This window comes from Microbacterium sp. 10L49, from assembly GCF_056395125.1.
Map to the genome: position 1 here is coordinate 717,405 of NZ_JBFTIW010000002.1, position 22,334 is coordinate 739,738.

The 22,334-nt window shown below is 70.9% G+C and carries 22 protein-coding genes and 1 rRNA gene; 9 read left to right on the top strand and 14 right to left on the bottom strand.

Annotated elements, in window-relative coordinates:
* Nucleotides 1-9 precede the first annotated feature (9 nt).
* Together AC1DCT_RS07880 and AC1DCT_RS07885 are read right to left on the bottom strand one after the other, a co-directional pair.
* Nucleotides 10-735 (bottom strand): class I SAM-dependent methyltransferase, encoded by a 726-nt coding sequence (locus tag AC1DCT_RS07880; RefSeq protein ID WP_440734067.1) that lies wholly within the window; start codon nt 733-735, stop codon nt 10-12.
* A gap of 58 nt (nt 736-793) precedes the next feature.
* Nucleotides 794-1,375, bottom strand: a complete 582-nt coding sequence (locus AC1DCT_RS07885; RefSeq protein WP_477428409.1) for a DUF402 domain-containing protein — start codon at nt 1,373-1,375, stop codon at nt 794-796.
* Nucleotides 1,376-1,449: 74 nt separating this feature from the next.
* Here AC1DCT_RS07885 and AC1DCT_RS07890 point away from each other — a divergent pair, with 74 nt between their 5' ends.
* Complete coding sequence (locus AC1DCT_RS07890) at nt 1,450-2,763, top strand: isochorismate synthase (RefSeq protein WP_477428411.1); 1,314 nt, start codon at nt 1,450-1,452, stop codon at nt 2,761-2,763.
* Nucleotides 2,764-2,859: 96 nt separating this feature from the next.
* Here AC1DCT_RS07890 and AC1DCT_RS07895 read toward each other — a convergent pair whose 3' ends face one another.
* The 3 genes from AC1DCT_RS07895 to AC1DCT_RS07905 all read right to left on the bottom strand — a co-directional run bounded on the left by AC1DCT_RS07895 (nt 2,860) and on the right by AC1DCT_RS07905 (nt 5,873).
* Nucleotides 2,860-3,717: a polyphosphate kinase 2 family protein gene (locus AC1DCT_RS07895; RefSeq protein WP_441977559.1), complete on the bottom strand. Its 858-nt coding sequence runs from the start codon at nt 3,715-3,717 to the stop codon at nt 2,860-2,862.
* Nucleotides 3,718-3,780: 63 nt separating this feature from the next.
* Nucleotides 3,781-5,448 (bottom strand): 2-succinyl-5-enolpyruvyl-6-hydroxy-3-cyclohexene-1-carboxylic-acid synthase, encoded by a 1,668-nt coding sequence (menD, locus tag AC1DCT_RS07900; RefSeq protein ID WP_477229717.1) that lies wholly within the window; start codon nt 5,446-5,448, stop codon nt 3,781-3,783.
* Between the two features lie 77 nt (nt 5,449-5,525).
* Complete coding sequence (locus tag AC1DCT_RS07905) at nt 5,526-5,873, bottom strand: PLDc N-terminal domain-containing protein (protein WP_440734071.1); 348 nt, start codon at nt 5,871-5,873, stop codon at nt 5,526-5,528.
* 170 nt (nt 5,874-6,043) lie between these two features.
* On the opposite strand from AC1DCT_RS07905, the gene AC1DCT_RS07910 reads away from it, so the two are divergent.
* Complete coding sequence (locus tag AC1DCT_RS07910) at nt 6,044-6,340, top strand: DUF4229 domain-containing protein (RefSeq protein ID WP_440734072.1); 297 nt, start codon at nt 6,044-6,046, stop codon at nt 6,338-6,340.
* 38 nt (nt 6,341-6,378) lie between these two features.
* Here AC1DCT_RS07910 and AC1DCT_RS07915 read toward each other — a convergent pair whose 3' ends face one another.
* From AC1DCT_RS07915 to AC1DCT_RS07925, 3 genes are read right to left on the bottom strand one after another with little or no spacing between them, the layout of a single operon-like run.
* Nucleotides 6,379-7,023 (bottom strand): dihydrofolate reductase family protein, encoded by a 645-nt coding sequence (locus AC1DCT_RS07915; protein WP_477428412.1) that lies wholly within the window; start codon nt 7,021-7,023, stop codon nt 6,379-6,381.
* Nucleotides 7,024-7,057: 34 nt separating this feature from the next.
* On the bottom strand, nt 7,058-7,351 hold the full coding sequence (locus AC1DCT_RS07920) for a DUF4287 domain-containing protein (RefSeq protein ID WP_477428414.1): 294 nt from the start codon (nt 7,349-7,351) through the stop codon (nt 7,058-7,060).
* A gap of 27 nt (nt 7,352-7,378) precedes the next feature.
* Nucleotides 7,379-7,735, bottom strand: coding sequence for a cupin domain-containing protein (locus AC1DCT_RS07925; RefSeq protein ID WP_477428416.1), 357 nt, complete (start codon nt 7,733-7,735; stop codon nt 7,379-7,381).
* A 67-nt stretch (nt 7,736-7,802) separates the two neighbouring features.
* Here AC1DCT_RS07925 and AC1DCT_RS07930 point away from each other — a divergent pair, with 67 nt between their 5' ends.
* Nucleotides 7,803-8,819: an ArsR/SmtB family transcription factor gene (locus AC1DCT_RS07930; RefSeq protein WP_477428418.1), complete on the top strand. Its 1,017-nt coding sequence runs from the start codon at nt 7,803-7,805 to the stop codon at nt 8,817-8,819.
* 3 nt (nt 8,820-8,822) lie between these two features.
* Here AC1DCT_RS07930 and helR read toward each other — a convergent pair whose 3' ends face one another.
* Nucleotides 8,823-11,018 (bottom strand): RNA polymerase recycling motor ATPase HelR, encoded by a 2,196-nt coding sequence (gene helR, locus AC1DCT_RS07935; protein ID WP_477428453.1) that lies wholly within the window; start codon nt 11,016-11,018, stop codon nt 8,823-8,825.
* Between the two features lie 403 nt (nt 11,019-11,421).
* Here helR and AC1DCT_RS07940 point away from each other — a divergent pair, with 403 nt between their 5' ends.
* Nucleotides 11,422-12,708 carry a M18 family aminopeptidase gene (locus AC1DCT_RS07940; protein WP_477428419.1) on the top strand — a complete coding sequence of 429 codons (1,287 nt, stop codon included), beginning with the start codon at nt 11,422-11,424 and terminating at the stop codon, nt 12,706-12,708.
* Nucleotides 12,709-12,843: 135 nt separating this feature from the next.
* Here the strand turns inward: AC1DCT_RS07940 and AC1DCT_RS07945 are convergent, their stop codons facing one another.
* Nucleotides 12,844-14,217, bottom strand: a complete 1,374-nt coding sequence (locus AC1DCT_RS07945; protein WP_477428421.1) for a pyridoxal phosphate-dependent decarboxylase family protein — start codon at nt 14,215-14,217, stop codon at nt 12,844-12,846.
* A 332-nt stretch (nt 14,218-14,549) separates the two neighbouring features.
* On the opposite strand from AC1DCT_RS07945, the gene AC1DCT_RS07950 reads away from it, so the two are divergent.
* Nucleotides 14,550-16,010: a purine-cytosine permease family protein gene (locus AC1DCT_RS07950; protein WP_440734079.1), complete on the top strand. Its 1,461-nt coding sequence runs from the start codon at nt 14,550-14,552 to the stop codon at nt 16,008-16,010.
* A complete protein-coding gene (locus tag AC1DCT_RS07955; RefSeq protein ID WP_477428423.1) occupies nt 16,007-16,612 on the top strand; it encodes a cysteine hydrolase family protein in 606 nt (201 codons plus the stop codon). Before AC1DCT_RS07950 ends, AC1DCT_RS07955 begins: the two co-directional genes overlap by 4 nt.
* A 127-nt stretch (nt 16,613-16,739) precedes the next feature.
* Here the strand turns inward: AC1DCT_RS07955 and AC1DCT_RS07960 are convergent, their stop codons facing one another.
* Nucleotides 16,740-17,336: a TetR/AcrR family transcriptional regulator gene (locus tag AC1DCT_RS07960; RefSeq protein ID WP_440734081.1), complete on the bottom strand. Its 597-nt coding sequence runs from the start codon at nt 17,334-17,336 to the stop codon at nt 16,740-16,742.
* A 69-nt stretch (nt 17,337-17,405) separates the two neighbouring features.
* Between AC1DCT_RS07960 and AC1DCT_RS07965 the strand changes: the two genes are divergently transcribed.
* From AC1DCT_RS07965 to AC1DCT_RS07975, 3 genes are all read left to right on the top strand, one after another.
* Nucleotides 17,406-18,440: an agmatine deiminase family protein gene (locus AC1DCT_RS07965; RefSeq protein ID WP_477428425.1), complete on the top strand. Its 1,035-nt coding sequence runs from the start codon at nt 17,406-17,408 to the stop codon at nt 18,438-18,440.
* 107 nt (nt 18,441-18,547) lie between these two features.
* Nucleotides 18,548-20,239, top strand: coding sequence for an amidase (locus AC1DCT_RS07970; RefSeq protein WP_477428427.1), 1,692 nt, complete (start codon nt 18,548-18,550; stop codon nt 20,237-20,239).
* Nucleotides 20,240-20,399: 160 nt separating this feature from the next.
* The gene (locus AC1DCT_RS07975; RefSeq protein ID WP_440734084.1) at nt 20,400-20,747 is read left to right on the top strand and encodes a hypothetical protein; all 348 of its coding nucleotides are present in this window, start codon (nt 20,400-20,402) and stop codon (nt 20,745-20,747) included.
* Between the two features lie 50 nt (nt 20,748-20,797).
* Here AC1DCT_RS07975 and AC1DCT_RS07980 read toward each other — a convergent pair whose 3' ends face one another.
* The 3 genes from AC1DCT_RS07980 to rrf all read right to left on the bottom strand — a co-directional run.
* Nucleotides 20,798-21,286, bottom strand: a complete 489-nt coding sequence (locus AC1DCT_RS07980; RefSeq protein ID WP_441977547.1) for an FBP domain-containing protein — start codon at nt 21,284-21,286, stop codon at nt 20,798-20,800.
* A gap of 267 nt (nt 21,287-21,553) precedes the next feature.
* Nucleotides 21,554-21,949 (bottom strand): four-helix bundle copper-binding protein, encoded by a 396-nt coding sequence (locus tag AC1DCT_RS07985; protein WP_477229719.1) that lies wholly within the window; start codon nt 21,947-21,949, stop codon nt 21,554-21,556.
* Nucleotides 21,950-22,232: 283 nt separating this feature from the next.
* Nucleotides 22,233-22,334: ribosomal RNA gene (rrf, locus tag AC1DCT_RS07990) — 5S ribosomal RNA — on the bottom strand; the annotation flags it as partial.

Sequence of the window (22,334 nt, forward strand, 5' to 3'; positions counted from 1 at the left end):
GTTCCCGCGTCACGCCTTCGGCTTGCGAGCGCGGTGCAGCGCCACGATCCCGAAGGACAGGTTGCGCCAGGCCACGTCGATCCAGCCCGCTTCGCGCAGCCAGCCGGCGAGGGTGCGCTGATCGGGCCAGGCGCGGATCGACTCGTTGAGGTAGTCGTAGGCCTCGCCGTTGCTGCCGGCGAGGCGGGCCACGCGCGGCAGCACCTGCGCGTTGTAGACCTTGTAGAACCCGCGCAGCAGCTTCGCCGGCGGCGTGGAGAACTCATTGATCACGACGCGGCCGCCGGGCCTGGTCACCCGGTACAGCTCGGCGATGGCCTTCTTCGGATCCTGCACATTGCGCAGGCTGTACGACATCGTGACTGCGTCGAAGGTCTCATCGTCGAACGGGAGGTTCGTCGCGTCCGCCTCGACGAAGCTGAGGTTCGGCAGGTCGCCGTGCCGGCGCTTGCCTTCCGCGAGCATCCCCGGGGAGAAATCGGCCGCGACCACCTCGGCGCCGCTGCGGGCGAGCGAGGCCGAGGACGAGGCGGTGCCCGCGCCGAGGTCGAGGATGCGCTCGCCCTTCTTCGGCGCGACCGCGCGCGTCGTCGCCGCCCGCCAGAGAGCGTCGTTGCCGACGGTCATCACCGTGTTGGTGCGGTCGTAGCCGGCCGCGACCTGGTCGAACATGCCGCTGACGCGGGAAGGGTCCTTGCCGAGGTCTGCGCGGTTCGGCCGCTCGTTCGCACTCACCCGTCCAGCCTACGCGGGCAGAGCCGTGCGCATGCCGGGCGGCGGACGTCGCCCGCTGCTACCGACGTGGCACCAGCGCGAACGCTTCGAGCCGGTCCAGCCAGACGTCGGCGGTGGCGTCGTCGAACGGCGGCAGCTGCGCGCGCACCCGTTCGGCGAGGTCGGCGGCGAGCGCCTCCAGGTGCTGCTGCACGTCGGCGGGATAGCCGTACTGCACGCGATGCTCGTCCCACTCGTCCTCGTCGTCGATCCACGTGCCGCGCTCGCCCTCGACGCGCACGACGTCGAGGTCCATGTCGATACCTGTGAAGAGCACGGGCGCTTCGCCCGCCTGCGGTCCGTCCGCGGGTTCGGCGTGCACGTCCCACGCGAGGTCGATGTAGATGCGCATTCCCTTGGGGTGGTCGCGGTTCACCGTGAGGGCGTAGTCGCCGCTCGGCGGCACGAGCGTCACGTTGGGCGCCGCCGCGGTGAAGGTGCGCCCCGGGCGTTCACTCCCCCAGCCGGCGGGCTGACCGACCCAGTCGCCCCACTCGTCGGCGCCGAGGTACACGCATTCGTGGCGCCAGTGCGGGGGTCCGTCCCACTTGCGCCACTGGAAGACGATCTCGGTTCCGGGTGCAGGGCGTTCGGCGATCACGCTGCCACTCTATGTCGCGCCTCGGACGCTGCGCGGGGCGCAGCGACGCTTCCGGCACGCAATAGGCTGGTTCCGTGAGTGCCGGCCTGGTCGTTCAGACGCGAGAGTTCGACCTCGCCGATGACCTGCTCGCCTATGCCGATCCAGTGGATCCGCGCGCGTGGTTGCGCCGCGGCGACGGGATCGTCGCCGTCGGATCCGAGACCGCGCGCGTCGTGCGCGTCGCCGCCGGTTCCGAGCCGCGCACCGCCGCTCTCAGTCACGCGTGGGACGGCATCCGCTCCTCGGCCCGCATCGACGACGCCGTGCGCCTGCCCGGCACCGGTCTTGTCGCGTTCGCGGCCCTGGTGTTCGACGAGGGCTCCACCGCTGACAGCGTGCTCATCGTGCCGCGCACCGTGATCGGACGACACGGCGGACGCACCTGGATCACCCGCATCCTCGATGCCGGCGATGCCGTGAACGGCAATCCCGACGACAGCGATCGATCCACCGACGGACTGGACGCCGACGCCGCCCCGGAGCCGACGGCCCTCGGCCCGCACTGGGCGGGCACGCTCGGTCCCGGCGCGCAGTCGGCGCAGGGCTACCAGGCCTCGGTGCGACGGGCGCTGGCGGCGATCGCCGACGCCCGCTACGGCAAGGTCGTGCTCGCGCGCGATCTGGTCGGCACGGTGCCGGCCGGATCCGACCTGCGCCGCCTGGTGCGCGCCCTCAGCACCGAGTACCCCGACACATGGGCGTTCGCCGTGGACGGCCTCATCGGCGCGAGCCCGGAGACCCTCGTCACGGCGCAGGACGGCGTGGTGACCGCCCGTGTGCTGGCCGGCACGACCGCGCGCGGCGCCGACGCCGTGACCGATGCGCGCGCCGCCGCCTCCCTGGCGGACAGCCCCAAGGACAACGACGAGCACGCATTCGCGGTGCGCAGCGTCGTCGCCTCGCTCGCGCCGCACACCACGGCGCTCGACGCCGAGGGCGGCCCGTTCATCCTGGAGCTGCCGAACCTGTTCCACCTCGCGACCGATGTGCGCGCGCGGCTCAGCGACGGCGCGTCCGCGCTGGACCTCGCGGCCGCGCTGCACCCGACGGCCGCCGTCGCCGGCACCCCGACCGATGCCGCGATCGCCGCGATCCGCGAGCTCGAGCCCTTCGACCGCGGGCGCTACGCCGGCCCGGTGGGATGGATCGACGCGCACGGCAACGGCGAGTGGGCGATCGCGCTGCGGTGCGCGCAGTTCGACGTGAGCGGATCCGGATCCGATCTCGGGGCGCCGATCCCGCTCACGGCCTATGCCGGAGCGGGGATCGTGGCCGGCAGCGACCCCGAGGCGGAGCTGCTGGAGACCCGGGTGAAGTTCCGCCCGATCGTCGACGCCCTGGCCTGAGCCAGAGCCGGGGTCGGACTTTCAAAGCGCGCGAATTGCGGTTTCCGGCCGCTGATTGCGACCATTTGCGCGCTTCGAAAACAGAGCGAGCGCCGCTCAGCTCGCGGCGAGGCGCTTGCGTTCGGCCTCGACGTCGTAGTCGGCGACGGGCCACTGCGGGTCGATGTCCTCGAGCGCGGCGAGCAGCAGCTCCTGCACGGCGAGGCGCGCGTACCACTTGCGGTTCGCGGGAATCACGTACCAGGGCGCGTCGTCGGTCGAGGTGCGCTCGAAGACGGTGTCGTACGCGGCCATGTAGTCATCCCAGAGCAGGCGCTCGTCGGTGTCGCCCGGGTTGAACTTCCAGTGCTTCTCGGGACGCTCCAGCCGCTCCATGAGGCGCTGCTTCTGCTCATCGCGGGAGATGTGCAGCATGACCTTGATGATGCGCGTTCCGGAGTCGACCACGCGCTTCTCGAAGTCGACGATCGCCCGGTAGCGGCGCTCGATCTCCTCGGCGGGCGCGAGCGAGCGCACCCGTCCGATGAGCACGTCCTCATAATGCGAGCGGTCGAACACGCCGATCTTGCCCTCGGCCGGCAGCCGCTTCTCGATGCGCCAGAGGAAGTCGTGCTGCAACTCCTCGGCGGTCGGCGCCTTGAACGCGGCCAGCTCGATGCCCTGCGGATCCACGCCTCCGACGACATGCCGGACGATCCCGCCCTTGCCCGCCGAGTCCATCGCCTGCAGGACCAGCAGGACGCTGGCCTGCGCCTCGCCCACCGCGGAGCGCGCGAACAGCCGCTCCTGCAGGTCGTCGAGCGCGGCGAGCCCGGTGGCCAGCGACTCGGCGCCGTCCGCCTTGCGACCCTGGTACCCGGGCGTGGACTCGGGATCGACTGCGGCGAGGCCGGCGGACGTGACGCGGAGGACATCGGCGGCCGGGGCGGTCCACCCGGCGGAGTGTTGGCTCATGTCCCCATGATGCCGCATCGGTACGGCGCCGATCGGGCCCGCTCGCTGCGGCGCGCCGGGGGCTCAGCGTGCGAGCGGCACCTCGATCAGCTGCGGACCGGCGATCTCTGCAGCGAGAGCGTGCGCCAGCTCGGCGACGCCGTCGGCGCGCACGTACGTCCAGCCGTAGGCGGCGGCGAGCGGCGCCAGCGCGACGGACTGCGGCGTGTAGAAGGCGCGGTCGAGGTCCTCGGCCGCGGCGGTGCCCGCGACCTCGAGACCGTCGAAGATCGTGCCCCCGCCGTCGTTGCCGACCACGACCTGGATCCGGGGCGCCGGTTCGTCAGCGGGAATCAGCAGGGATCCGACATCGTGGAGGAGCGAGAGGTCGCCGAGGAGGACCCGGGTGACTCCGGTCCGGCCCGCTCCGGCATCGGCGGTCTGCGCGCGGGCCTGTGCGGCGAGGGTGATGCCGATGCCCGTCGCGATCGTGCCGTCGATGCCGGCGAGCCCGCGATTGGCGTGCACGCGCACGTCCTTACCCGCGAGCGCCTGGTCCGCGACGCGCACGATCCGCGAGGAGCCGAACAGCAGACGGTCATCGGATCCGGTGGCGTCCCACACCGCCCGCACGAGCGCGGTGCGGTCCAGCGCCCCGTCGGGGGCGAGGTCCGCGTGAGTCCCCTCCGCTCGGGTCCAGGCGGCCAGCCACGCGGCGTCCTCGTCCGTACGGGCGGCCGGGACCGCCTCGACCTCGATCGCGCGTGCGTCGACCGTCGCTCCGGACAGGTTCAGCGACTCGCCGCCCCGGGCCACGGCGATGACTTCGACGTCGGTGCGGCGCAGCAGGGCCGCGACCTCACGGCTGAGCGTCGGGTGCCCGAACACGATGACGCGCTCGATCCGGCCGGCCAGCGCCGGCTCGCGCAGCCGCTCCCGGTACGCGGGCACGACGTGATCTCCGAAGCGCGAGCCGCTCACGATCTCCGCGATCAGCGGCCAGCCACCGGTGCGGGAGATCCGCTCGGCGTCCGGGCCGGCGTCGGCACCGGCGACGACGACGGTGCGCGGACCACGGACGAGATGCAACGGCGCGGTTGGGCCGAGGCGCGGAACGGATCCGCGGTCGGCGCGGAGCTGATCCGGCAGCGTCCCGGACAACGGCTCGCGCACAGGCAGGTTCAGGTGCACCGGGCCGGCTACACCCGCGAGCCCCTCCCCCGTGGCGCCGACGGCGGCGGCGACCGCGTCGGCGGCGAGGTCTGCGAACACCGTCGGGTCCGCTTCGCCCGGCACGGGAGCATCGATGCTCAGCCGCGCCCAGGGGCGGTACATCCCGGGCTGGATCGTGGCCTGGTTCGCCCCGACGCCGCGCAGCTCGGGTGGCCGGTCCGCGGTGAGCAGGATCAGCGGCACGCCCGCGTGGAAGGCCTCCATCGCCGCGGGCAGGTAGCCGGCCGCCGCGGTGCCCGAGGTGCAGACGACGACAGCGGGCGCCCCCGACTCCCGGCCGAGGCCGAGGGCGGTGAAACCGGCGACGCGCTCATCGATCCGCACGTGCACGCGCACGGATCCCGACCGCGCGAGGGCGACGGCGGCGAGCGCGAGTGACTGCGAGCGTGACCCCGGCGACAGCACGATGTCGCCGACGCCGTGGGCGACGAGGCCCGTCAGCAGGCGCACGGCGGCCTCGGTGGCGGGAGCCCCCTCCTGCCCGGCCGCCGCGGCAGGATCGGGCGCCGCGGAGTGCATGGAGTCGGCGGCAGGACCAGGGTCCGCGGAGGGCACGGGGTCCGCGGAGGGGGTGAAGCCCGCGGAGGGCGAGGCCGTCACGGGCGCGGGCCGGGAGTGTCGGGGTCGCCGCGATCGTCGAGACGCGACAACTCCTCCTGGAGCTCCCGGATCAGACGCTCCTGCTCGGCAGGGCTGATCCGGGTGGCGGGATCGACGTCATCGAGCGGGAGATAGCGCTCCTGATCCGCGGTGTGCCCGCGCCGGGTGCGCCCGATCGTGAACCACAGCAGGCCGCCGATCACGGGGATGACGACGACGATCGCAATCCAGACGGCTTTGGGCACGCCTCGGTGCCTGCTCGCCGGCTGCACGATGCAGTCGACGATGCTGTACACCCAGAAGACCGCGGCCAGGAAACCGCCGATCACGAGGAAACGTGCCACGACTCCAGTCTAGGCGTGCGGGGGGATGCCGGATCCGGCACGGGCGTCGCCGGAGGACGCGATCCCGTGGCACCGTCCTGCGGCCGCGTTCATGCGGCGCACATCTGATCGAGACGGATGCCATACGCCCCTCACAGCGCATGCCGAACGCACCCTCCTAGACTGAACCTGTGAAACTTCCTCCCCTGCTCGTGTACTCGGTGCTGCGCCTGCTGGCGTTCCTCGTGCCGTTGGGGATCCTGTGGTTCTTCTTCCCGATCTTCCGGGAGTTCTGGTGGCTCGCGGCGCTGTTCGCCGCGCTCATCGGCATCAGCATCTCGCTGCTGTTCCTGCGCAACCCGCTGTCGGACGCCTCCCGCGCGATCTATGAGAAGCGCTCGGCGAAGACCGGATCCGCTCCCTCCGACGAAGACATCGAGGACGCGGACGGGTCCGACGACGCGGAAGGCACCCGCCACGCGGCCTGAGCCGTCGGTCTGGACCGCGGCGTCTCTCGCGCGCAGCCTCAGCCGCGTGCGAAGGTCACGTGCACGACGCCGCTCTCGGCGACCTCGCTCGTGACCGCGTAGTCGTTCTCCAGCCCGCGCAGGTCCGCCCACAGGTTCTTGCCGCGGCCGAGCAGGATCGGCGTGATGCCCACATGCAGGCGGTCGATGAGCCCTGCGGCCAGGAACGAGCGCACCGTGTCGACGCCTCCGCCGACGCGCACGTCCGCGCCGCCGGCCGCCTCGGTCGCGAGGTCGAGCGCCTCCTGCGGTGCGGCGTCGAAGAAGCGGAACTCCGTGCCGTTGGCGAACGAGATCGGCGCCCGGCCGGTGCTGTGCGTCAGCACGAACACCGGACAGTGGAACGGCGGCTCCTCGCCCCACCAGCCGCGCCACTCCGCGTCATCCGGGAAGTTGTGCAGCCCGAACATCCCGGCGCCCATGATCTCGGCGCCGATGTTCTCGAAGTACTCCGCACCGTAGCGGTCGTCGACCCCCGTGGTGCCGCCGGACGGATCCCCCATGACGCGCTCGCGGAACGTGCGCGTGGCCGTGTACGCGGCCACCAGCCGCCCCCAGTCCTCGCCGAACGGGTTCTCCGCCGTCTGGTCGGTGGTGGTCGCGTATCCGTCGAGGGAGATGTTGAGGTCGGCGCGAACGGCCATCTCGTGTGTCCTTGCTGTCGCGGGTGGGCGGCGCTCAGGCGCCGTGCGGGTTGGAGTCCTTGCCGTCGAGCCAGAGCGTATCGCTCTCGTCGCGGTGCACGCCGTCGGTCCCGACGTGCTTAGAGCTGATCGTGGGGCCCTTGGTGATGACGTGCACGATGGCCATGCCGTGGCCGCGCCCGAGGTCGTACTCGGTCTTCAGCCACTCCAGGATCGGTGTGGCCTTGGTGTCAGGGCCGAAGCCCTGGGCGGCTGCGAGATCGATGATCTGCCGAGGGGTGAGGCCCGTCTTCGTCTCGACGGCGTCGAGATATGCCTGGAAGGACATGTTCTACTCCTTGCGCGGGGATCGCGGTCAGTCGACCACGGTCTGGATGATGACGGCCGAGGCGTGGATGCCGATCAATCGCATTGTGCCGGATCCGACGTTCTCGAAGCGATGCGGCACGAAGGCGGAACCGGTGACCGTCTCTCCCGCGGTCGCGGTGATGATGCGGTCGCCGACGGTGAAGGCGACGTCGCCCTCCAGCACGACCCAGGTCTCGGGGTACGGGTGCCAGTGCAGAAGGGAGCCCTGACCCGGCTGGTTGTCGACGTAGAAGTACGAGACGCCGGCACCGTGGTCGGCGCCTTCGAAACGACGACCATTGCCGGTGCCGAGGCGGATGTCCGCGGGTGCGACGACTGCGACATCGGGGGCGATGCTGCTCATGATCTGGTCCTCTCGGTGGTGTGATCCCACTCTCGCGAGGTTCTGGTGCGCCCCGTAGAGTTTCGATGTGGATCGAAACATGGAGGGCGTGGAATGGGAGCACCACCACGTCGACTTCCATCTCAGTCCCGGCGACATCCAGGCCGTGCGGTTCGGGATCTCGCCCGGTCATGAGCTCGCGCACGCCGTGCGCGTGCTGCTGCGCCCCGAGCAGTACCCGCTCGCCTGGGGATGGCTGAAGGACGTCCGCGGCCGGCTGCCGCGGGACGCGTTCGGTGTGCTCGCGCATGTGATCGGCGCCGACGGATACATGCCGGACTTCGTCACATCGACCGCGCGCTGGGATCTCGGGCCCGAGGACGAGCTCGCAGCTCTCCGCGAGGCTCCGCTCGCGGGCATGCGCGTAGACCTCGGCAAGATGGTGGCCCGCTCCTCCGGCCGGCGCCAGCAGGCACTGCGCCGCATGCAGGAACGGCCCGCCCGGGCGCGCTCGATCATCGCCGCCGCCTGGGCCGAGGTCTGGGAGAGCACAATGGCACCGGTCTGGCCGCAGCTGGAGCGGATCCTGCGTGCGGACATCGCGGTGCGGTCCCGCACGATCGCGACAGACGGCCTGGCAGCGATGGCATCCGGGATCCACCCGCAGGTGAGCTGGGGCGACGGCTCGGTGCGGGTGCGACTGCGCCGGCACAGCGAGGACGTGGACTGCCGCGGTGGCGGCCTGGTGCTGGTGCCGTCCGTGATGTCGTCGTGGGGCTGCATGGTGATCACCGAGGCGCCCGCCCAGCCGACGCTGTTCTACCCTGCCCGCGGCGTGACCGCGGGTTGGGCCCAGGACGCGGAGGATCTCGTCCGGGCGCTCGAAGCCCTCGTCGGGCCGGTGCGAGCCGGGATCCTGCTCACGGCGCATGTGCCGCGCACCACGACGCGTGTCGCGGAGGAGGCGGGGATCACCGCATCCACCGCCTCCCACCACCTCACGGTGCTGCGCGACGCGGGCCTGATCGCGAGCACGCGCGACGGCGCCCGCATGCTGCACTTGCGCACCCCGCTCGGGGAGGCGCTGGTCGGTGCCGCGCTCTGATCCTCAGCTGAGGATCACCAGCTCCTGCGTGGCGCGGGTCATCGCGACGTAGCGGTCCACCGCTCCCTCGATACCGTCGCCGAAGGACTCAGGATCCACGAGCACGACGAGGTCGAACTCGAGCCCCTTGGCGGTCGTCGGCGTGCGGAACCGCACTCGCGCGTCCGGGAACGGCCGCTCGTCGCCGATCACGCAGGCGATGCCGTCGTCGTGCGCGGTGAGCCACTCCGCGAGGATCCTGTCTCGCTCGGCGAGCACTGCATACCGCACCGGTATTCCGCTCGCGCGCACCGAGACCGGGACGTTCGCGTCGGGCAGTGCGGCGCGGATCACGGGTTCCGCCACAGCCATGACCTCCTCCGGCGTGCGGTAATTGATGCGCAGCGACGCGCGCTCGATGCGACGAAGCCCCACCCGCTCGAGCCTCTCGGTCCACGACTCGCCGAACCCGTGTCGGGCCTGTGCGCGGTCACCGACGATCGTGAGACTCTGCGACGGGACGCGGCGCAGCAGCATCGCCCATTCCGCGTCGCTGAGCTCCTGGGCCTCGTCCACGATCACGTGCGCGAACGGCCCTGCGAGGGCGTCGGGGTCGCGCCTCGGCAGGGCGGCTTCGTCCTGCAGCATCGCGCGCACGCCGGCGCTGTCGTCCCCGAAGAAGAACCCGGTGATCGCACTCTCCTTGTCGTCATCGGCGGCGAGCAATTCGTCCAGCACGCGCTCGCGCTGCTCGCGCTCCTCGGCGGTCACGGCCTCCTGCCGCCGACGCTGCCGAGAGCCTTCCGGATCCCCGGTCAGCGCGCGGGCCGCGTCGAGCAGCGGCAGGTCCTGGCGCGTCCACGCCCTCGGGTCCTCCCGCCGCAGGGCCGCGCGCTCGTCCTCGGCGAGCCAGGGAGCGCAGATCCGCAGGTACGCCGGCGTCGACCACAGGTCGGCGACGACCCCGGCGGGATCCAGCACCGGCCAGGCGGCCACGAACGCGCGCTGCAGCGCGTCGCTCTGCCGCAGGGCGCGATCGAGCCGCCGCGGCGGCACGTCGTCGTCGGCGTTGTCCTCGACGAGCGCGCCGATCAGTGCCTCCCACACGTCGTCCCTGGCGTCGTTGTGCGGCGTACCGGGCTCCAGGGCGTCGAACGCCTCGTCCCACACCGCCAGCTCCACGATCACGTCGCGCCACGGCGTCTCCACGAGCAGCGGCTCGTTCGGCGCATGCTCGTGGTAGCGGACCGCGGCGGTCACCGCGTCGAGCAGTCGCGCGCCCGACTTCAGCGCTCGCGCGAGCGGATCCTGCTCCTCCGGCATGCGATCGCCGGCTCTGCCCTCGGGTGCCAGATCCGACAGCGTGCACACCCGGACGCTGTCCTCCCCGAGGCTGGGCAGCACGTCCTCGATGTAGGCGAGGTAGGGCTGGTGCGGCCCGACGAACAGGATCCCGCCATGACTGAGACGCTGCTCGGCATGCATCAGATAGGCGGCGCGGTGCAGCGCGACGACGGTCTTCCCTGTGCCGGGGCCGCCGTCCACGACCAGCGGGTGACGTGAGGATGCGCGGATGATCGCATCCTGGTCCGCCTGGATCGTGCTCAGCACGTCCCGCATCCGCGGCGAGCGCGAGGCGCCGAGGCTGGCGATGAACGCGGACTGGTCGTCGAGCGCGGCCGCACCCTCCGGGCCCTCGCCACGGTAGAACGCGGGGTCGAACACCTCGTCCCAGTAGTCGGTGATGCTGCGCGAGGCCCAGCGGTACCGGCGTCGGCTGATCAGGCCCTGCGGATCCGCGTGGGTCGCCGCGAAGAACGGCTCGGCCGCCGGCGCGCGCCAGTCCACGAGCAGCCGTCGTCCTTCGGCATCGGACAGCCCGATGCGCCCGATGTAGACGAACTCGGGCCGGGTGGACCCGGATCCGGATCCGGGTCCGTCCGCTTCGCTGTCACCGGCGACGGCCATGCGCCCGAGGCAGAGGTCGACCCCGAACCGACGCAGAAGTTGCAGGCGCGAGCTCGAGCGGTGGATCTCAAGATCGCGGTCGAGCGCCTCCTGACCGAGCCGGGCGGGGGCAGCGCGCAGTCGCACGAGACGGTCCTCGAGGGCGGCGACCTCCTCGGCGAGGCGGTCGCGGATGGCGATCAGGTGGGCGTCGTCGGCGGCGATCAGGGCCGGATCCGCCTTGCGGGACAGGGCGGGCGGCAGGGCGAAGATCGTCGGCGACCAGGCTGCGGCCGATGCGGCGGCCGGCGGCGTCGTGGTGAGAGTGGTTTCGTGGGTGGATTCAGGGCGCACGGATCCTCCGATTCCTGGGCGAAACCACACAGTCTGCCCCCGCAGGGGGGCCTTGCCGCAAGCCCCACCCCCTCCGGTATCCTGGAAATGCAGGGAGCGGTCCGCACGGATCCGCTCCCTTCGTCGTCCGCCCTGTTTCATCCCGCACGTTCAGGTCGCACTCCCTCCGCTCAGGTCGCACTTTCGGCGCGAAAACAGCGCCCGGAAGAGCAGAAATCGCGACCTGAGGCTCGGCCCCGTCCGCTTCGAGCACAGCCCGCGCGGTTACGATCGAAGTGCTCTGCGTCGCTTCGGCTGTCGCGCCCGCCTCGGAAGGATCCGCATGTCCCACGCCGCCTCCGCCCGCACGCATGTCGAGGATCTGGCCGACTTCGTCGCCGCTTCGCCGTCCAGCTACCACGCCGCCGAGGAGGTCGCCCGTCGCCTCGAGGAGCAGGGATTCACCCGTCTCGACGAGACCGAGGCGTGGCCCGCGCAGCCCGGCGGCCGCTTCGTGATCGTGCGCGACGGCGCGGCCATCGCGTGGGTGGTGCCCGCCGGGGCCACCGCCACCACGCCGACGCACGTGCTCGGCGCGCACACCGACTCCCCCGGGTTCAAGCTCAAGCCGCGTCCGACCACCGGGACCAGGGGCTGGCTTCAGGCCGCCGTCGAGGTGTACGGCGGACCGCTGCTGAACTCGTGGCTCGACCGCGAGCTGCGCCTGGCCGGGCGGCTCGCGCTCGCCGATGGCCGGGTCGTGCTCGCCGCGACCGGTGCGCTGCTGCGGCTGCCGCAGCTCGCGATCCACCTCGACCGCGGCGTGAACAACGGTCTCGCGCTCGACAAGCAGAACGAGACCCAGCCGGTGTGGGGGCTGGGCGACCCGCTCGAGGCGGACCTGCTTGCCGAGCTGGCCGACGCCGCGGGGATCGATCCCCGCGAGATCCGCGGCTTCGACGCGGTCGTCGCCGACAGCGCCCGCGGTGCCGTGTTCGGCAAGGACGACGCGTTCTTCGCGAGCGGACGCCTGGACGACCTCGCCTCGGTGCACGCGGGCGTGGTCGCGCTCGGCGAGGTCGCTGCCCACGGCGAGCCTGACGCGATCGCGGTGCTCGCCGCGTTCGACCACGAGGAGCTCGGATCCGGCTCCCGCTCAGGCGCCGCTGGCCCCATCCTCGAGGACGTGCTGGAGCGCATCTACGCCGGTCTCGGCGCCGACGCCGTCGACGTGCATCGCGCCTACGCGGCGTCGTGGTGCCTGTCCAGCGACGTCGGGCACTCGGTGCACCCCAACTACGCCGGCAAGCACGACCCGGTCGTGCAGCCCGTGCTCGGATCCGGTCCGATCCTGAAGATCAATGCGAACCAGCGCTACGCGACCGACGCCGTGGGCGCCGCCGCCTGGCATCGCTGGTGCGACGCCGCCGGCGTCTTGACCCAGGAGTTCGTCTCCAACAACGACGTGCCCTGCGGATCCACGATCGGCCCGATCACGGCGACCCGCCTCGGGATCCGCACGGTCGACGTCGGCATCCCGATCCTGTCGATGCACTCCGCCCGCGAACTCGCGGGCGTGAGTGACCTGCACGACCTCACCGCCGTCGCGAAGGCCTTCTTCGCCGGCTGAGCCCGCTCGCGTGCCCTGCTCTTCGGGGTCGTTGAGCGAGCACCGACGCAGTCGGAGTGAGACGAAACGCGGTCACCGTCAAGGGCACGGCGTTTCGGCTCGCTCCGCTCGCTCAACGACCCCGAAAGGACCCGATCAGCGCATCGTGTCGAGGATCCCGACGAGGTCCTCGAACGTCGTCAGGGGGTTGAGGATCGCGAAGCGCGTGTTGACCCGGCCGGCGTGCGAACTCGGCACGACGAGCGCACGCTGCGACTGCAGCAGCTCGTCCGACCAGCGGTCGTAGTCGGCGCGCTCCCAGCCCTCGCGTTCGAACACGACCACCGACAGCTCGGGGTCGCGCACCAGGCGCAACTCGGGACGCGAGGAGATCTCGTCCGCGATCCGGCGGGTGAGCGCCAGCGTCTCCGAGACCGCCGTGCGGTACGCGTCCACGCCATAGGTCGCCAGCGAGAACCAGAGCGGCAGTCCGCGCGGACGCCGGGTGAGCTGGATCGAGTAGTCCGAAGGGCTGAACTCATCGGTGTCGGTGAGCGTGTCCAGGTACTCCGCGTGCTGGGTGTGCGCGAGGCGGCCGTCGGTCGGGTCGCGGTACAGCAGCGCGCAGCAGTCGAACGGCGCGTACAGCCACTTGTGCGGATCCACGACGAGCGAGTCGCACCGTTCGACGCCCGCGAACCACGCCCGCGCCTCGGGCGCGAGCATCGCGGTGAGCCCGTAGGCACCGTCGATGTGCAGCCAGAAGTCGAACTCGTCCTTGAGCGCGGCGATGCCGGCGATGTCGTCGAGGATGCCGAAGTTGGTGGATCCTGCCGTCGCGACGACGGCGAACACGGCCTCGCCGTGCTCTTCCAGCGCGGCGCGCACCTCGTCGGCGTGCAGCTTGCCGTCAGCGCCGGCCGGGACCGCGATCACGTCGACGTCCATGATCTTCGCGGCCGACTTGTTGGAGGAGTGCGCCTCCAGGCTGCACACGAGCTTCCACCGCGCGGGCCGCGGCGTGCCTGCGGCGTCAAGGCGCCGGCCCGCCTTGTCACGGGCCGCGGCGAGCGCGGACAGGTTGCCGATCGTGCCGCCCTGCACGAAAACGCCGCCCGCCGTGTCGGGCAGACCGAACTCGGCGGCCAGGAACGACAGCACCTCGTTCTCGGCGTGCACGGCGCCCGCGCCCTCGAGCCAGCTGCCGCCGTAGAGCCCCGATGCGGAGACCACCAGGTCGAACGCCATGGCCGCGACGGTCGGCGCGTTCGGAATGAAGGAGAGGTAGTTGGGGTGGCTCGTGGTCAGACAGGCCGGCGCGAGGATGTGCTCGAACACGCTCAGCGCGCGCTGCCCGCCGAGCCCCGCATCCGTGATGGTCGTGCCGACCAGGCGACGAAGCTCGGCCTCGGGCTGCGGTTTGTCGAGGGGTACATCGGTGGCGAGCATCCGGCGGCGGGAGTAGTCGAGCACGGCGTCGACGATCGCGGCGGATTCGGGCGAGGCGGCATGCATGCGCGAGGCGTCCATGAGGATCCTTCCGACCCGGAAGCCTACGAGCGCCCGGCGACGAGCAGAATGCCGCGCCGGATCAACGGGTCGGCGATATCGTACCGGCAACGAAGCTTCGAATTCGATGGGCATCCGGCGCGAAGATCCGTTCTCGCTCCGCCCACCCGACCGCGAGACTTCATCTGCGCTCCGAGAATGCAGCTGGCCGCTGCAGTCTCGTGACTCAGATGGAGTCTCGTGTGCACCAGGGGTCCACTCGCGTGCACCAGGGGCCCACCCGGAGTTCCCCCAATCGCCCGGAGTTCCCGTGATCCGCCCCGGATTCCGCCAGTGCCTGCCAGGATGAAGCCATGTCCGCCGATTCACAGCCCGGATCCGCCGCCCTCATCGAGCGGCGGGGCATCGAGATCGTCCCCGAGTCCGAGCGCACCGCGCGCCCCCGCGACCTGTTCTGGCCGTGGTTCGCCGCGAACGTGTCGGTGTTCGGCATGTCCTACGGATCCTTCCTGCTCGGATTCGGGATCTCGCTGTGGCAGGCGACGATCGTGGCGATCATCGGCATCGTGGTGTCGTTCGCGCTGTGCGGACTCATCGCCATCGCCGGCAAGCGCGGATCCGCGCCGACCATGGTCCTGTCCCGCGCGGCGTTCGGCGTGCAGGGGCAGAAGATCCCCGGCATCGTCTCGTGGCTGACCTCGATCGGCTGGGAGACCTCGCTCACGATCACGGCCGTGCTCGCGACCACCACGGTGCTGCACGCGCTCGGCTGGGTCGGCGCAGACGGCGACGTCGCCGTGCACCTCATCGCGACCGTGCTGGTCGCGGCGCTCATCGTGGGCGCGTCGGTGCTCGGCTATCACACGATCATGAAGCTGCAGTCGGTGCTCACCTGGCTGACCGGCGCGTTCACGATCCTGTTCCTCATCCTCACTGTGGGCAGCATCAATTGGACCACCGCGTTCTCTCGCCCTGACGGCACGCTCGCGCAGACGATCGGCGCGCTGGTCATGGTGATGACAGGCTTCGGGCTCGGCTGGATCAACATCGCCGCCGACTGGTCGCGCTATCAGAAGCGCACCGCCTCCGACGCGCAGATCGTCACCTGGAACACGATCGGCGGATCCGTCGCGCCCATCGTGCTGGTGTTCTTCGGCCTGCTGCTGGCCGGGTCGAACGACAAGCTCAGCGCCGCGGTCGCCGCCGATCCGATCGGCGCGCTCGCGACGCTGCTGCCGGCATGGGCGCTGTTCCCGTTCCTCATCGTGGCGATCCTCACGCTGGTCTCCGGCGCGGTGCTGGGCATCTACTCGTCGGGCCTCACGCTGCTGAGCCTGGGCATCCGGATCCCTCGTCCCGCGGCCGCGGCGGTCGACGGTGTGATCCTCACCATCGGGACCATCGTGGTGGTGTTCTTCGCGCAGGACTTCATCGGACCGTTCCAGTCGTTCCTCATCACGCTGGGCGTGCCGATGGCGGCCTGGGCGGGGATCCTGATCGCCGACATCCTGCGCCGCAAGAAGGACTACGACGAGGCGGCGCTGTTCGATGCACGCGGACGCTACGGCGCGTGGGACGGCGTCTCGATCGTCACCCTGATCGTCGCGTCGGTGATCGGCTGGGGCTTCGTGATCAACACCTTCGCCGAGGCTGCACCATGGAACAACTGGCAGGGTTACTTCCTCGGCCTCATCGGCGGCAAGGACGGCGAGTGGGCCTACGCGAACCTCGGCGTGTTCTTCGCACTCGTGCTGGGTTTCGTCGTCGGCTGGTTCGCCCGCGCCGGGAGGATCCGCCGCCAGGAGCAGGCATGACGGATGCGGCCGAAGCGGGCCGGTCCCTGACCCCATCGAAGGGTCCCTGGCTGGTCGTGATCGACCCGCAGAACATCTTCGCCGCGCCGGACTCGGCCTGGGGCTCGCCGATGTTCCCCGCGGCGTTCGCGAACATCCGCCGTCTCGCCGACGTCGCGACCGACCGGGTGCTCGTGACCCGCTGGCTGCCGACCGCGGATCGCCGCACGTCATGGGGCGATTACTTCGCGGCCTGGCCGTTCGCGGACAAGCCTGCCGACGATCCGCTGTACGACCTCGTGCCCGCCGCGCGGAGCCTCTCCCCGCATCCGACGCTGGATCTGCCCACGTTCGGCAAGTGGGATGCCATCGATCGGTTCCTGAGCCTGTCGAAGGACATCGGATCCGCCCCCGTCGTGCTCGCAGGCGTCTCCACGGACTGCTGCGTGATCTCGACCGCGCTGGCCGCAGCCGATGCGGGTGCACGTGTCACGATCGCCGCCGACGCCTGCGCCGGCTCGACACCGGAGAATCACGGGGCCGCGATCCAGGTCATGGGGCTGTACCCGCCGCAGCTGACGGTGTCCGACACGACCTCAGCGCTCCGGATCCTCGCCGGCTGATCGAGGCTCCGGATCCCGCGTCGACCACCTGCTGCTCACTGGTCGCGAATGGCGGTTCTCAGCGACTCATAGCCGCAATTCGCGACCACTGAACAGGGCTCTGCCGGCCAGCTCCGCGATCTCCGGCTCAGCCCAGAACCGCCGACACCGTGCGCCGGGCGAGCGCACCCCGATCCTCCGGCGCCCATTTCACGAGCGAGTGGGCGCTCATCCCGTCCACGGTCGCGAGCAGCAGCCATGCCGCCCCCTCGGCCTGTGCCGCGGCGATCTCCCCCGCCGCGACACCCTCGGCCAGGACCGCCTCGAGATCCTGCTGCCATCGATCCATCTCGATCCGCACCCGGGCGGCGAGCACGTCGTTGCGCGCGCCGGCCGCCCAGGCCTGCACCCAGACCAGGGTGACGTCGTCGCGGTCGCCGTCGAGCAGGGTCTCCACGATGCGGGTGATCCGCGCCCGGAGGTTCGCGGCTGCACGGCCGTCGGCGACGACCTCCTCGCGCTCGGCGCCGACGATCGTGCCGAACACCTCGGCCACGAAAGCGTCCATGCTGGGCCGGTAGTGCGTGACGAGCGCCGGCGTCACGCCCGCCGCAGCGGCGACCGTGCGCACAGTCAGCGCGGCGATCCCGCCCTGCCGCGCGAGGGCGACGGCGGCGTCGAGGATCGCCTTCTCCCGCTGCTCCGGGGGCATCCTCTTCGGCCGGGGGGTTGACGAGGTGCTCATGGGGCTATACCGTATCGCTAGTTGGCCGCTTGTTCAATAAGCGGGATGAACCCGATCCGAGGAGCACCGATGCCCTGGTTGATGCCCAGCGAGACCGCCCGACACGACCGCGTCTGGATGGCCTTCCCCGCCGAAGGCGAGACCCTCGGCGACACCGACGCACTGCGTGAGGAGGGCTACGCCACGTGGACCGCCGTCGCCCACGCCGTCTCCGCCTTCACCCCGGTGACGATCCTCGTGGATCCGAGTGAGATGGCCCGCGCTCGGCGCATGCTGTCCTCCGACATCACGATCCTCGAAGCCCCGGTGGACGAGTTCTGGATGCGCGACTCCGGCCCCACGTTCGTGGTCGACCCCGAGCGGCCCGGCATGCTCGGTGCAGTGGACTGGGTGTTCAACGGCTGGGGCGCACCGGAGTGGGCCCGCTGGCACGACGCCGCCCAGCACGCGCGCATCATCGCCGCGGAGACGGGCGCCGAGCTGGTGAGCTCCACGCTCGTGAACGAGGGCGGCGGCATCCACGTCGACGGCGAAGGCACGGTGCTGCTCACGGAGACCGTGCAGCTCGACCCGCGCCGCAACCCCTACCTCGACCGCCAGCGCGTGGAGGCCGAGATGCTCCGCACCATCGGCGCCGCCAAGGCAGTCTGGCTGCCGCGCGGCCTCACCCGCGACTACGACGACTTCGGCACCAACGGCCACGTCGACATCGTCGCGGCGATCACCTCCCCCGGACGGATCCTCCTGCACGCCCAACAGGATCCCGGACACCCCGACTTCGAGGTGTCGGCCGCACTGCGGGAGCACCTGTCGGCGCAGACCGACGCCGCGGGGCGCGCGTTCGAGGTCGTCGACCTGCCGGCTCCGGCGACGCTGCGCGACGAGGAGGGCTTCGTGGACTGGAGCTACGTCAACCACCTCGTCACGAACGACGGGGTGATCGCGTGCGGGTTCGGGGACGACATCGCCGATGCGCGCGCCCGCGACATCCTGTCGGCGGCGTACCCCGGCCGTCGTGTCGTGACCGTCGACGCGCGCCCGCTGTTCGACCGCGGCGGCGGCATCCACTGCATCACCCAGCAGCAGCCCACGCTCTCCGCCTGAGGCCCGCCGCCCCTGACCCCTCCCCGTCTGTCTGCGCCAAACCGTGGCATTGCGCTTCTGGATCCCACGGTTCGGCGCAGACAGACGCACGACCGAAGGATCCGCCCATGTTCGACGTCGTCGAGACCCCCATCGCCCGCCTGCGTGAGGCCCTCGAGGCCGGCGAGACCACGGCTGTCGAACTGGTCGACGCCTATCTCGCCCGCATCGACGCCTACGACGGGCCCGACACGGCGACAGCGCTGAACGCCGTCGTGGTGCGCAACCCGGAGGCGCGCGCCGAGGCCGCGGCCTCCGATGCCCGTCGAGCCCGCGGCGAGATCCTCGGCCCGCTCGACGGCATCCCGTACACGGCGAAGGACAGCTACCTCGTGCGCGGGCTGACGGCGGCAGCGGGCTCCCCAGCCTTCGCCGAGCTCGTCGCCCAGCGCGACGCGTTCACGATCGAGCGCCTCCGTGCCGGCGGTGCGATCTGCCTCGGGCTCACGAACATGCCGCCCATGGCGAACGGCGGCATGCAGCGCGGCGTCTACGGTCGCGCCGAGAGCCCGTACAACGCGGACTGGCTGACCAGCGCCTTCGGATCCGGTTCGTCGAACGGCTCGGGCACGGCGACCGCGGCATCGTTCGCCGCCTTCGGCCTCGGCGAGGAGACCTGGTCGAGCGGTCGGGCGCCGGCGTCCCACAATGCGCTCGTCGCGTACTGCCCCAGCCGCGGCGTCATCTCGGTGCGCGGCAACTGGCCGCTCGTGCCGACGCAGGACATCGTGGTGCCGCACGCGCGCACCGTCTCCGATCTGCTGGAGATCCTCGATGTGGTCGTCGCCGACGATCACACGACGCGCGGGGACTTCTGGCGCGCGCAGCCGTGGGTGCCACTGCCTGCGGCGTCGGAGGTGCGTCCGGAGTCGTACGTCGCCCTGGAGCCCGCGGAACTGGGCGGCAAGCGGTTCGGCGTCCCCCGGATGTTCATCAACGCGGATCCCGGGGCCGGCACGGGGACCGGGATCGGCGGGCCGACGGGACAGCGCATCGAGACCCGCGAATCGGTCATGGAGCTGTGGCGCGCCGCCCGCGCCGCGCTGGAGGCGGCCGGCGCCGAGGTGGTCGAGGTCGACTTCCCCGCCGTCTCCAACTACGAGGGCGATCGTGCCGGGGCACCGACTATCGCGACCCGCGGCATCGTTCCGCCCGAGTTCCTGCGCAGTGAGGTCATCGAGCTGTGCGCATGGGGATGGGACGACTTCCTCGGCGCGAACGGCGATCCTGCGCTCAACACGCTGACGCAGGTCGACGGCGCGAAGATCTTCCCCGCCCCCGCGGGTGCTCTCCCCGATCGCTACACCGGTTTCGACGACGACATCAACGAGCTGCCCGACCTGTTCCGTGCGAACCCGGTCACCGACATGACGGTGATCCCGCACATGGAAGCCGGCCTGAACGGTCTCGAGGAGACGCGCCGCATCGATTTCGAGCAGTGGATGGACCGCCTCGGACTGGACGCCGTGATCCACCCGACGATGGCCGACATCGGGCCGGCGGACATGGACGTGAATCCCGCATCCGCCGACAAGGGCTGGCGCAACGGGGTCTGGGTCGCGAATGGCAACATCGTGCCGCGGCACCTCGGCGTCCCCTCCGTGACGGTGCCGATGGGCACCCTCTCCGATATCGCGATGCCGGTCGGCCTGACCATCTCCGGCCGCGCCTATGACGACACCCGCCTGCTGCAGCTCGCCGCCGCCTTCGAGGCGACCGGCGACCGCCGCACCTCACCTCCGCGTACGCCTCGGCTCTGACCCCTCACGGAAACACGATCGGATCCGGCCCCTCACCGGAACATGATCGGATCCGCGCACAGGCGCAGATTCGATCATGTGTCGGCACATTTCACGGGCGTTACCGTCCGCGACACGCCCGGCCGTAACCTGATCGGACCGATCCTGTGAGGAGACCATCGTGACCACGCCCCGCATCCACCTTTCGCCCCTTCCGGTGCGTGAGGCTGCCCGGTGCATGTGCGACCACGGCGACGTCTGCTCCTCCTACGCTCCCGGCCACGCGCTGCATCTGATCCAGGCGCGCCTCGCCGCCGCGACGACCGCCGGCTGGACCGATGCCCTCGTGTCGGGCGTCGATCGGCAGGCCGGCATCGTGCAGGTCGCCACGCTCGACGGCGAGACGCTCTCACTGTGGAACGCCGGCGGCGCCGCCCTCGAGGTCGAGCCCGGTCAGCCTGTCGCCGTGCACACCCGATGGGACGTGCTCGCGATCGGCGCTCTGCGCTACAACGTCGCCCGCGCCTGACCCGCTTCCGGTCGGTGCCCCTCGCCCCGAAGGACGAAGGGCACCGACCGCTACGCCCCCAGTTCGCGGAGGAAGCCCCGGATGTGCTGCTGCAGACGGAGGATCCGCTGTTCGCGCGCGGCCTCCCGGTCGTATCCCTCGTAGGCCAGCGGCGGCAGGCGCCGCACGTTGCCAGAGCAGCCGAAGTTCGCGCAGATCAGCACGCCGAGAGAGTTGCCGTTGCGCCCCTCGGAGCCGGCCTTGCGCGCGGCGAAGAACTGCACGTCGTTGCGCAGCGTGACGTCCTCACACCACGAGCACTGCGCACGGGCACTCGTGCGCTGCTCGGCCTGCTGCAACAGCACCGCGACCGGTGAGCCGTCATCGCGGTGCGCCGCGATGTAAGCCCGGCGGGGCATCTTCGGATCCGACCACCCGAGGTAGTCGAGCTGGGTGAAGTCGACCGCGCCGAACTCCGGCGGCGGGGTCATGGAGGAGGCCTCTTTGCGGGAGGCGTTGCGGAAGGACGCGCGGATGGCGCGCTCATCGATGGGAAGCATGTCGTGCTCTCTGTGCGAGGTCAGAACGGCTGCCGCTGCGGCAGACGCGAGAAATCGGCTGGTGAAACCAGCCGGAGGATGTCCCGCGGAATGTTCACGCGGGCGCGACGAACGAGCCGGCAGTAGACCGCCGGCAGGGGCGTCAGCCTCTGTCACCGGCGCAGATCGCGCCAGTGACCTCCTTCAGCACCGCACGGGCGCCTCGAACAACGAGCATGCTCCGATCCTAGATCACCCGGCATCAACCGGGACCCGAGACCCCGCCGCTCAGGCTGCCATCATGGAGTCGCGCATCGCCATGCAGGCGTCCATGCAGGCCTTGCACGCGGCCGCGCACATCCGGCAGACCTCGCTGTGGGCCTCGTGCTTCATGCACATGTCCATGCAGAGCTGGCACATCGCCATGCAGGCGTCGAGCATCGACATCATGACCGCCGGGGTCATCCCCTGCATGCGCATCATCGAGCGCATCATGGTGTTGCACATGTCTGCGCAGTTCATACAGGACGGCGAACAGTCCATCATCTGCGTCGCGCACACCGTGCATGCCTGCTCGCAGGCCGAACACGCGTCCATGCACGCCTGCATGAGAGTCATGTCCATCATCTTCATGCCGGGCATCATGTCCATGCTCTTCATCGAGTCCATCATCATCGCGTCCATCGAGAGCTCCTTCGTCCACCGGGAGGCGGGCGAACGGCCCGTCTGACGCCCAGAGTAGCCCCGCGTCGTCGTCGCGTCGATGCCCAAACGGACTCGGGCGAGACCTTCCCCGAACTGCCCCTCATCGGCGCTCAGGTCGTGTGCGGACCCGCGAATCCCGCCGCGCAGCGGCGGAGGTCGCGGGTCGGCACACGAAAAAAGGCCGCCCGTGAGGGCGGCCTTGAATCTGATCCAGAAACGCAGAAAGGCCACCCTGCGTTGGGTGGCCTTTCTGTTAAAGGAAGTCCGGCGGTGTCCTACTCTCCCACAGGGTCCCCCCTGCAGTACCATCGGCGCTGTGAGGCTTAGCTTCCGGGTTCGGAATGTGACCGGGCGTTTCCCTCAC

Coding starts and splice junctions, on each gene's coding strand:
- AC1DCT_RS07960 (WP_440734081.1), bottom strand. CDS start 17,336: ATGAGCACCTCGTCAACCCCCCGGCCGAAGAGGATGCCCCCGGAGCAG.
- AC1DCT_RS07945 (WP_477428421.1), bottom strand. CDS start 14,217: ATGGACGCCTCGCGCATGCATGCCGCCTCGCCCGAATCCGCCGCGATC.
- AC1DCT_RS07915 (WP_477428412.1), bottom strand. CDS start 7,023: ATGGCCGTTCGCGCCGACCTCAACATCTCCCTCGACGGATACGCGACC.
- AC1DCT_RS07965 (WP_477428425.1), top strand. CDS start 17,406: ATGCCCTGGTTGATGCCCAGCGAGACCGCCCGACACGACCGCGTCTGG.
- AC1DCT_RS07925 (WP_477428416.1), bottom strand. CDS start 7,735: ATGAGCAGCATCGCCCCCGATGTCGCAGTCGTCGCACCCGCGGACATC.
- AC1DCT_RS07970 (WP_477428427.1), top strand. CDS start 18,548: ATGTTCGACGTCGTCGAGACCCCCATCGCCCGCCTGCGTGAGGCCCTC.
- AC1DCT_RS07920 (WP_477428414.1), bottom strand. CDS start 7,351: ATGTCCTTCCAGGCATATCTCGACGCCGTCGAGACGAAGACGGGCCTC.
- AC1DCT_RS07895 (WP_441977559.1), bottom strand. CDS start 3,717: ATGAGCCAACACTCCGCCGGGTGGACCGCCCCGGCCGCCGATGTCCTC.
- AC1DCT_RS07980 (WP_441977547.1), bottom strand. CDS start 21,286: ATGCTTCCCATCGATGAGCGCGCCATCCGCGCGTCCTTCCGCAACGCC.
- AC1DCT_RS07985 (WP_477229719.1), bottom strand. CDS start 21,949: ATGGACGCGATGATGATGGACTCGATGAAGAGCATGGACATGATGCCC.
- AC1DCT_RS07940 (WP_477428419.1), top strand. CDS start 11,422: ATGTCCCACGCCGCCTCCGCCCGCACGCATGTCGAGGATCTGGCCGAC.
- AC1DCT_RS07955 (WP_477428423.1), top strand. CDS start 16,007: ATGACGGATGCGGCCGAAGCGGGCCGGTCCCTGACCCCATCGAAGGGT.
- menD (WP_477229717.1), bottom strand. CDS start 5,448: ATGCACTCCGCGGCGCCCGATCCTGCCGCGGCGGCCGGGCAGGAGGGG.
- AC1DCT_RS07950 (WP_440734079.1), top strand. CDS start 14,550: ATGTCCGCCGATTCACAGCCCGGATCCGCCGCCCTCATCGAGCGGCGG.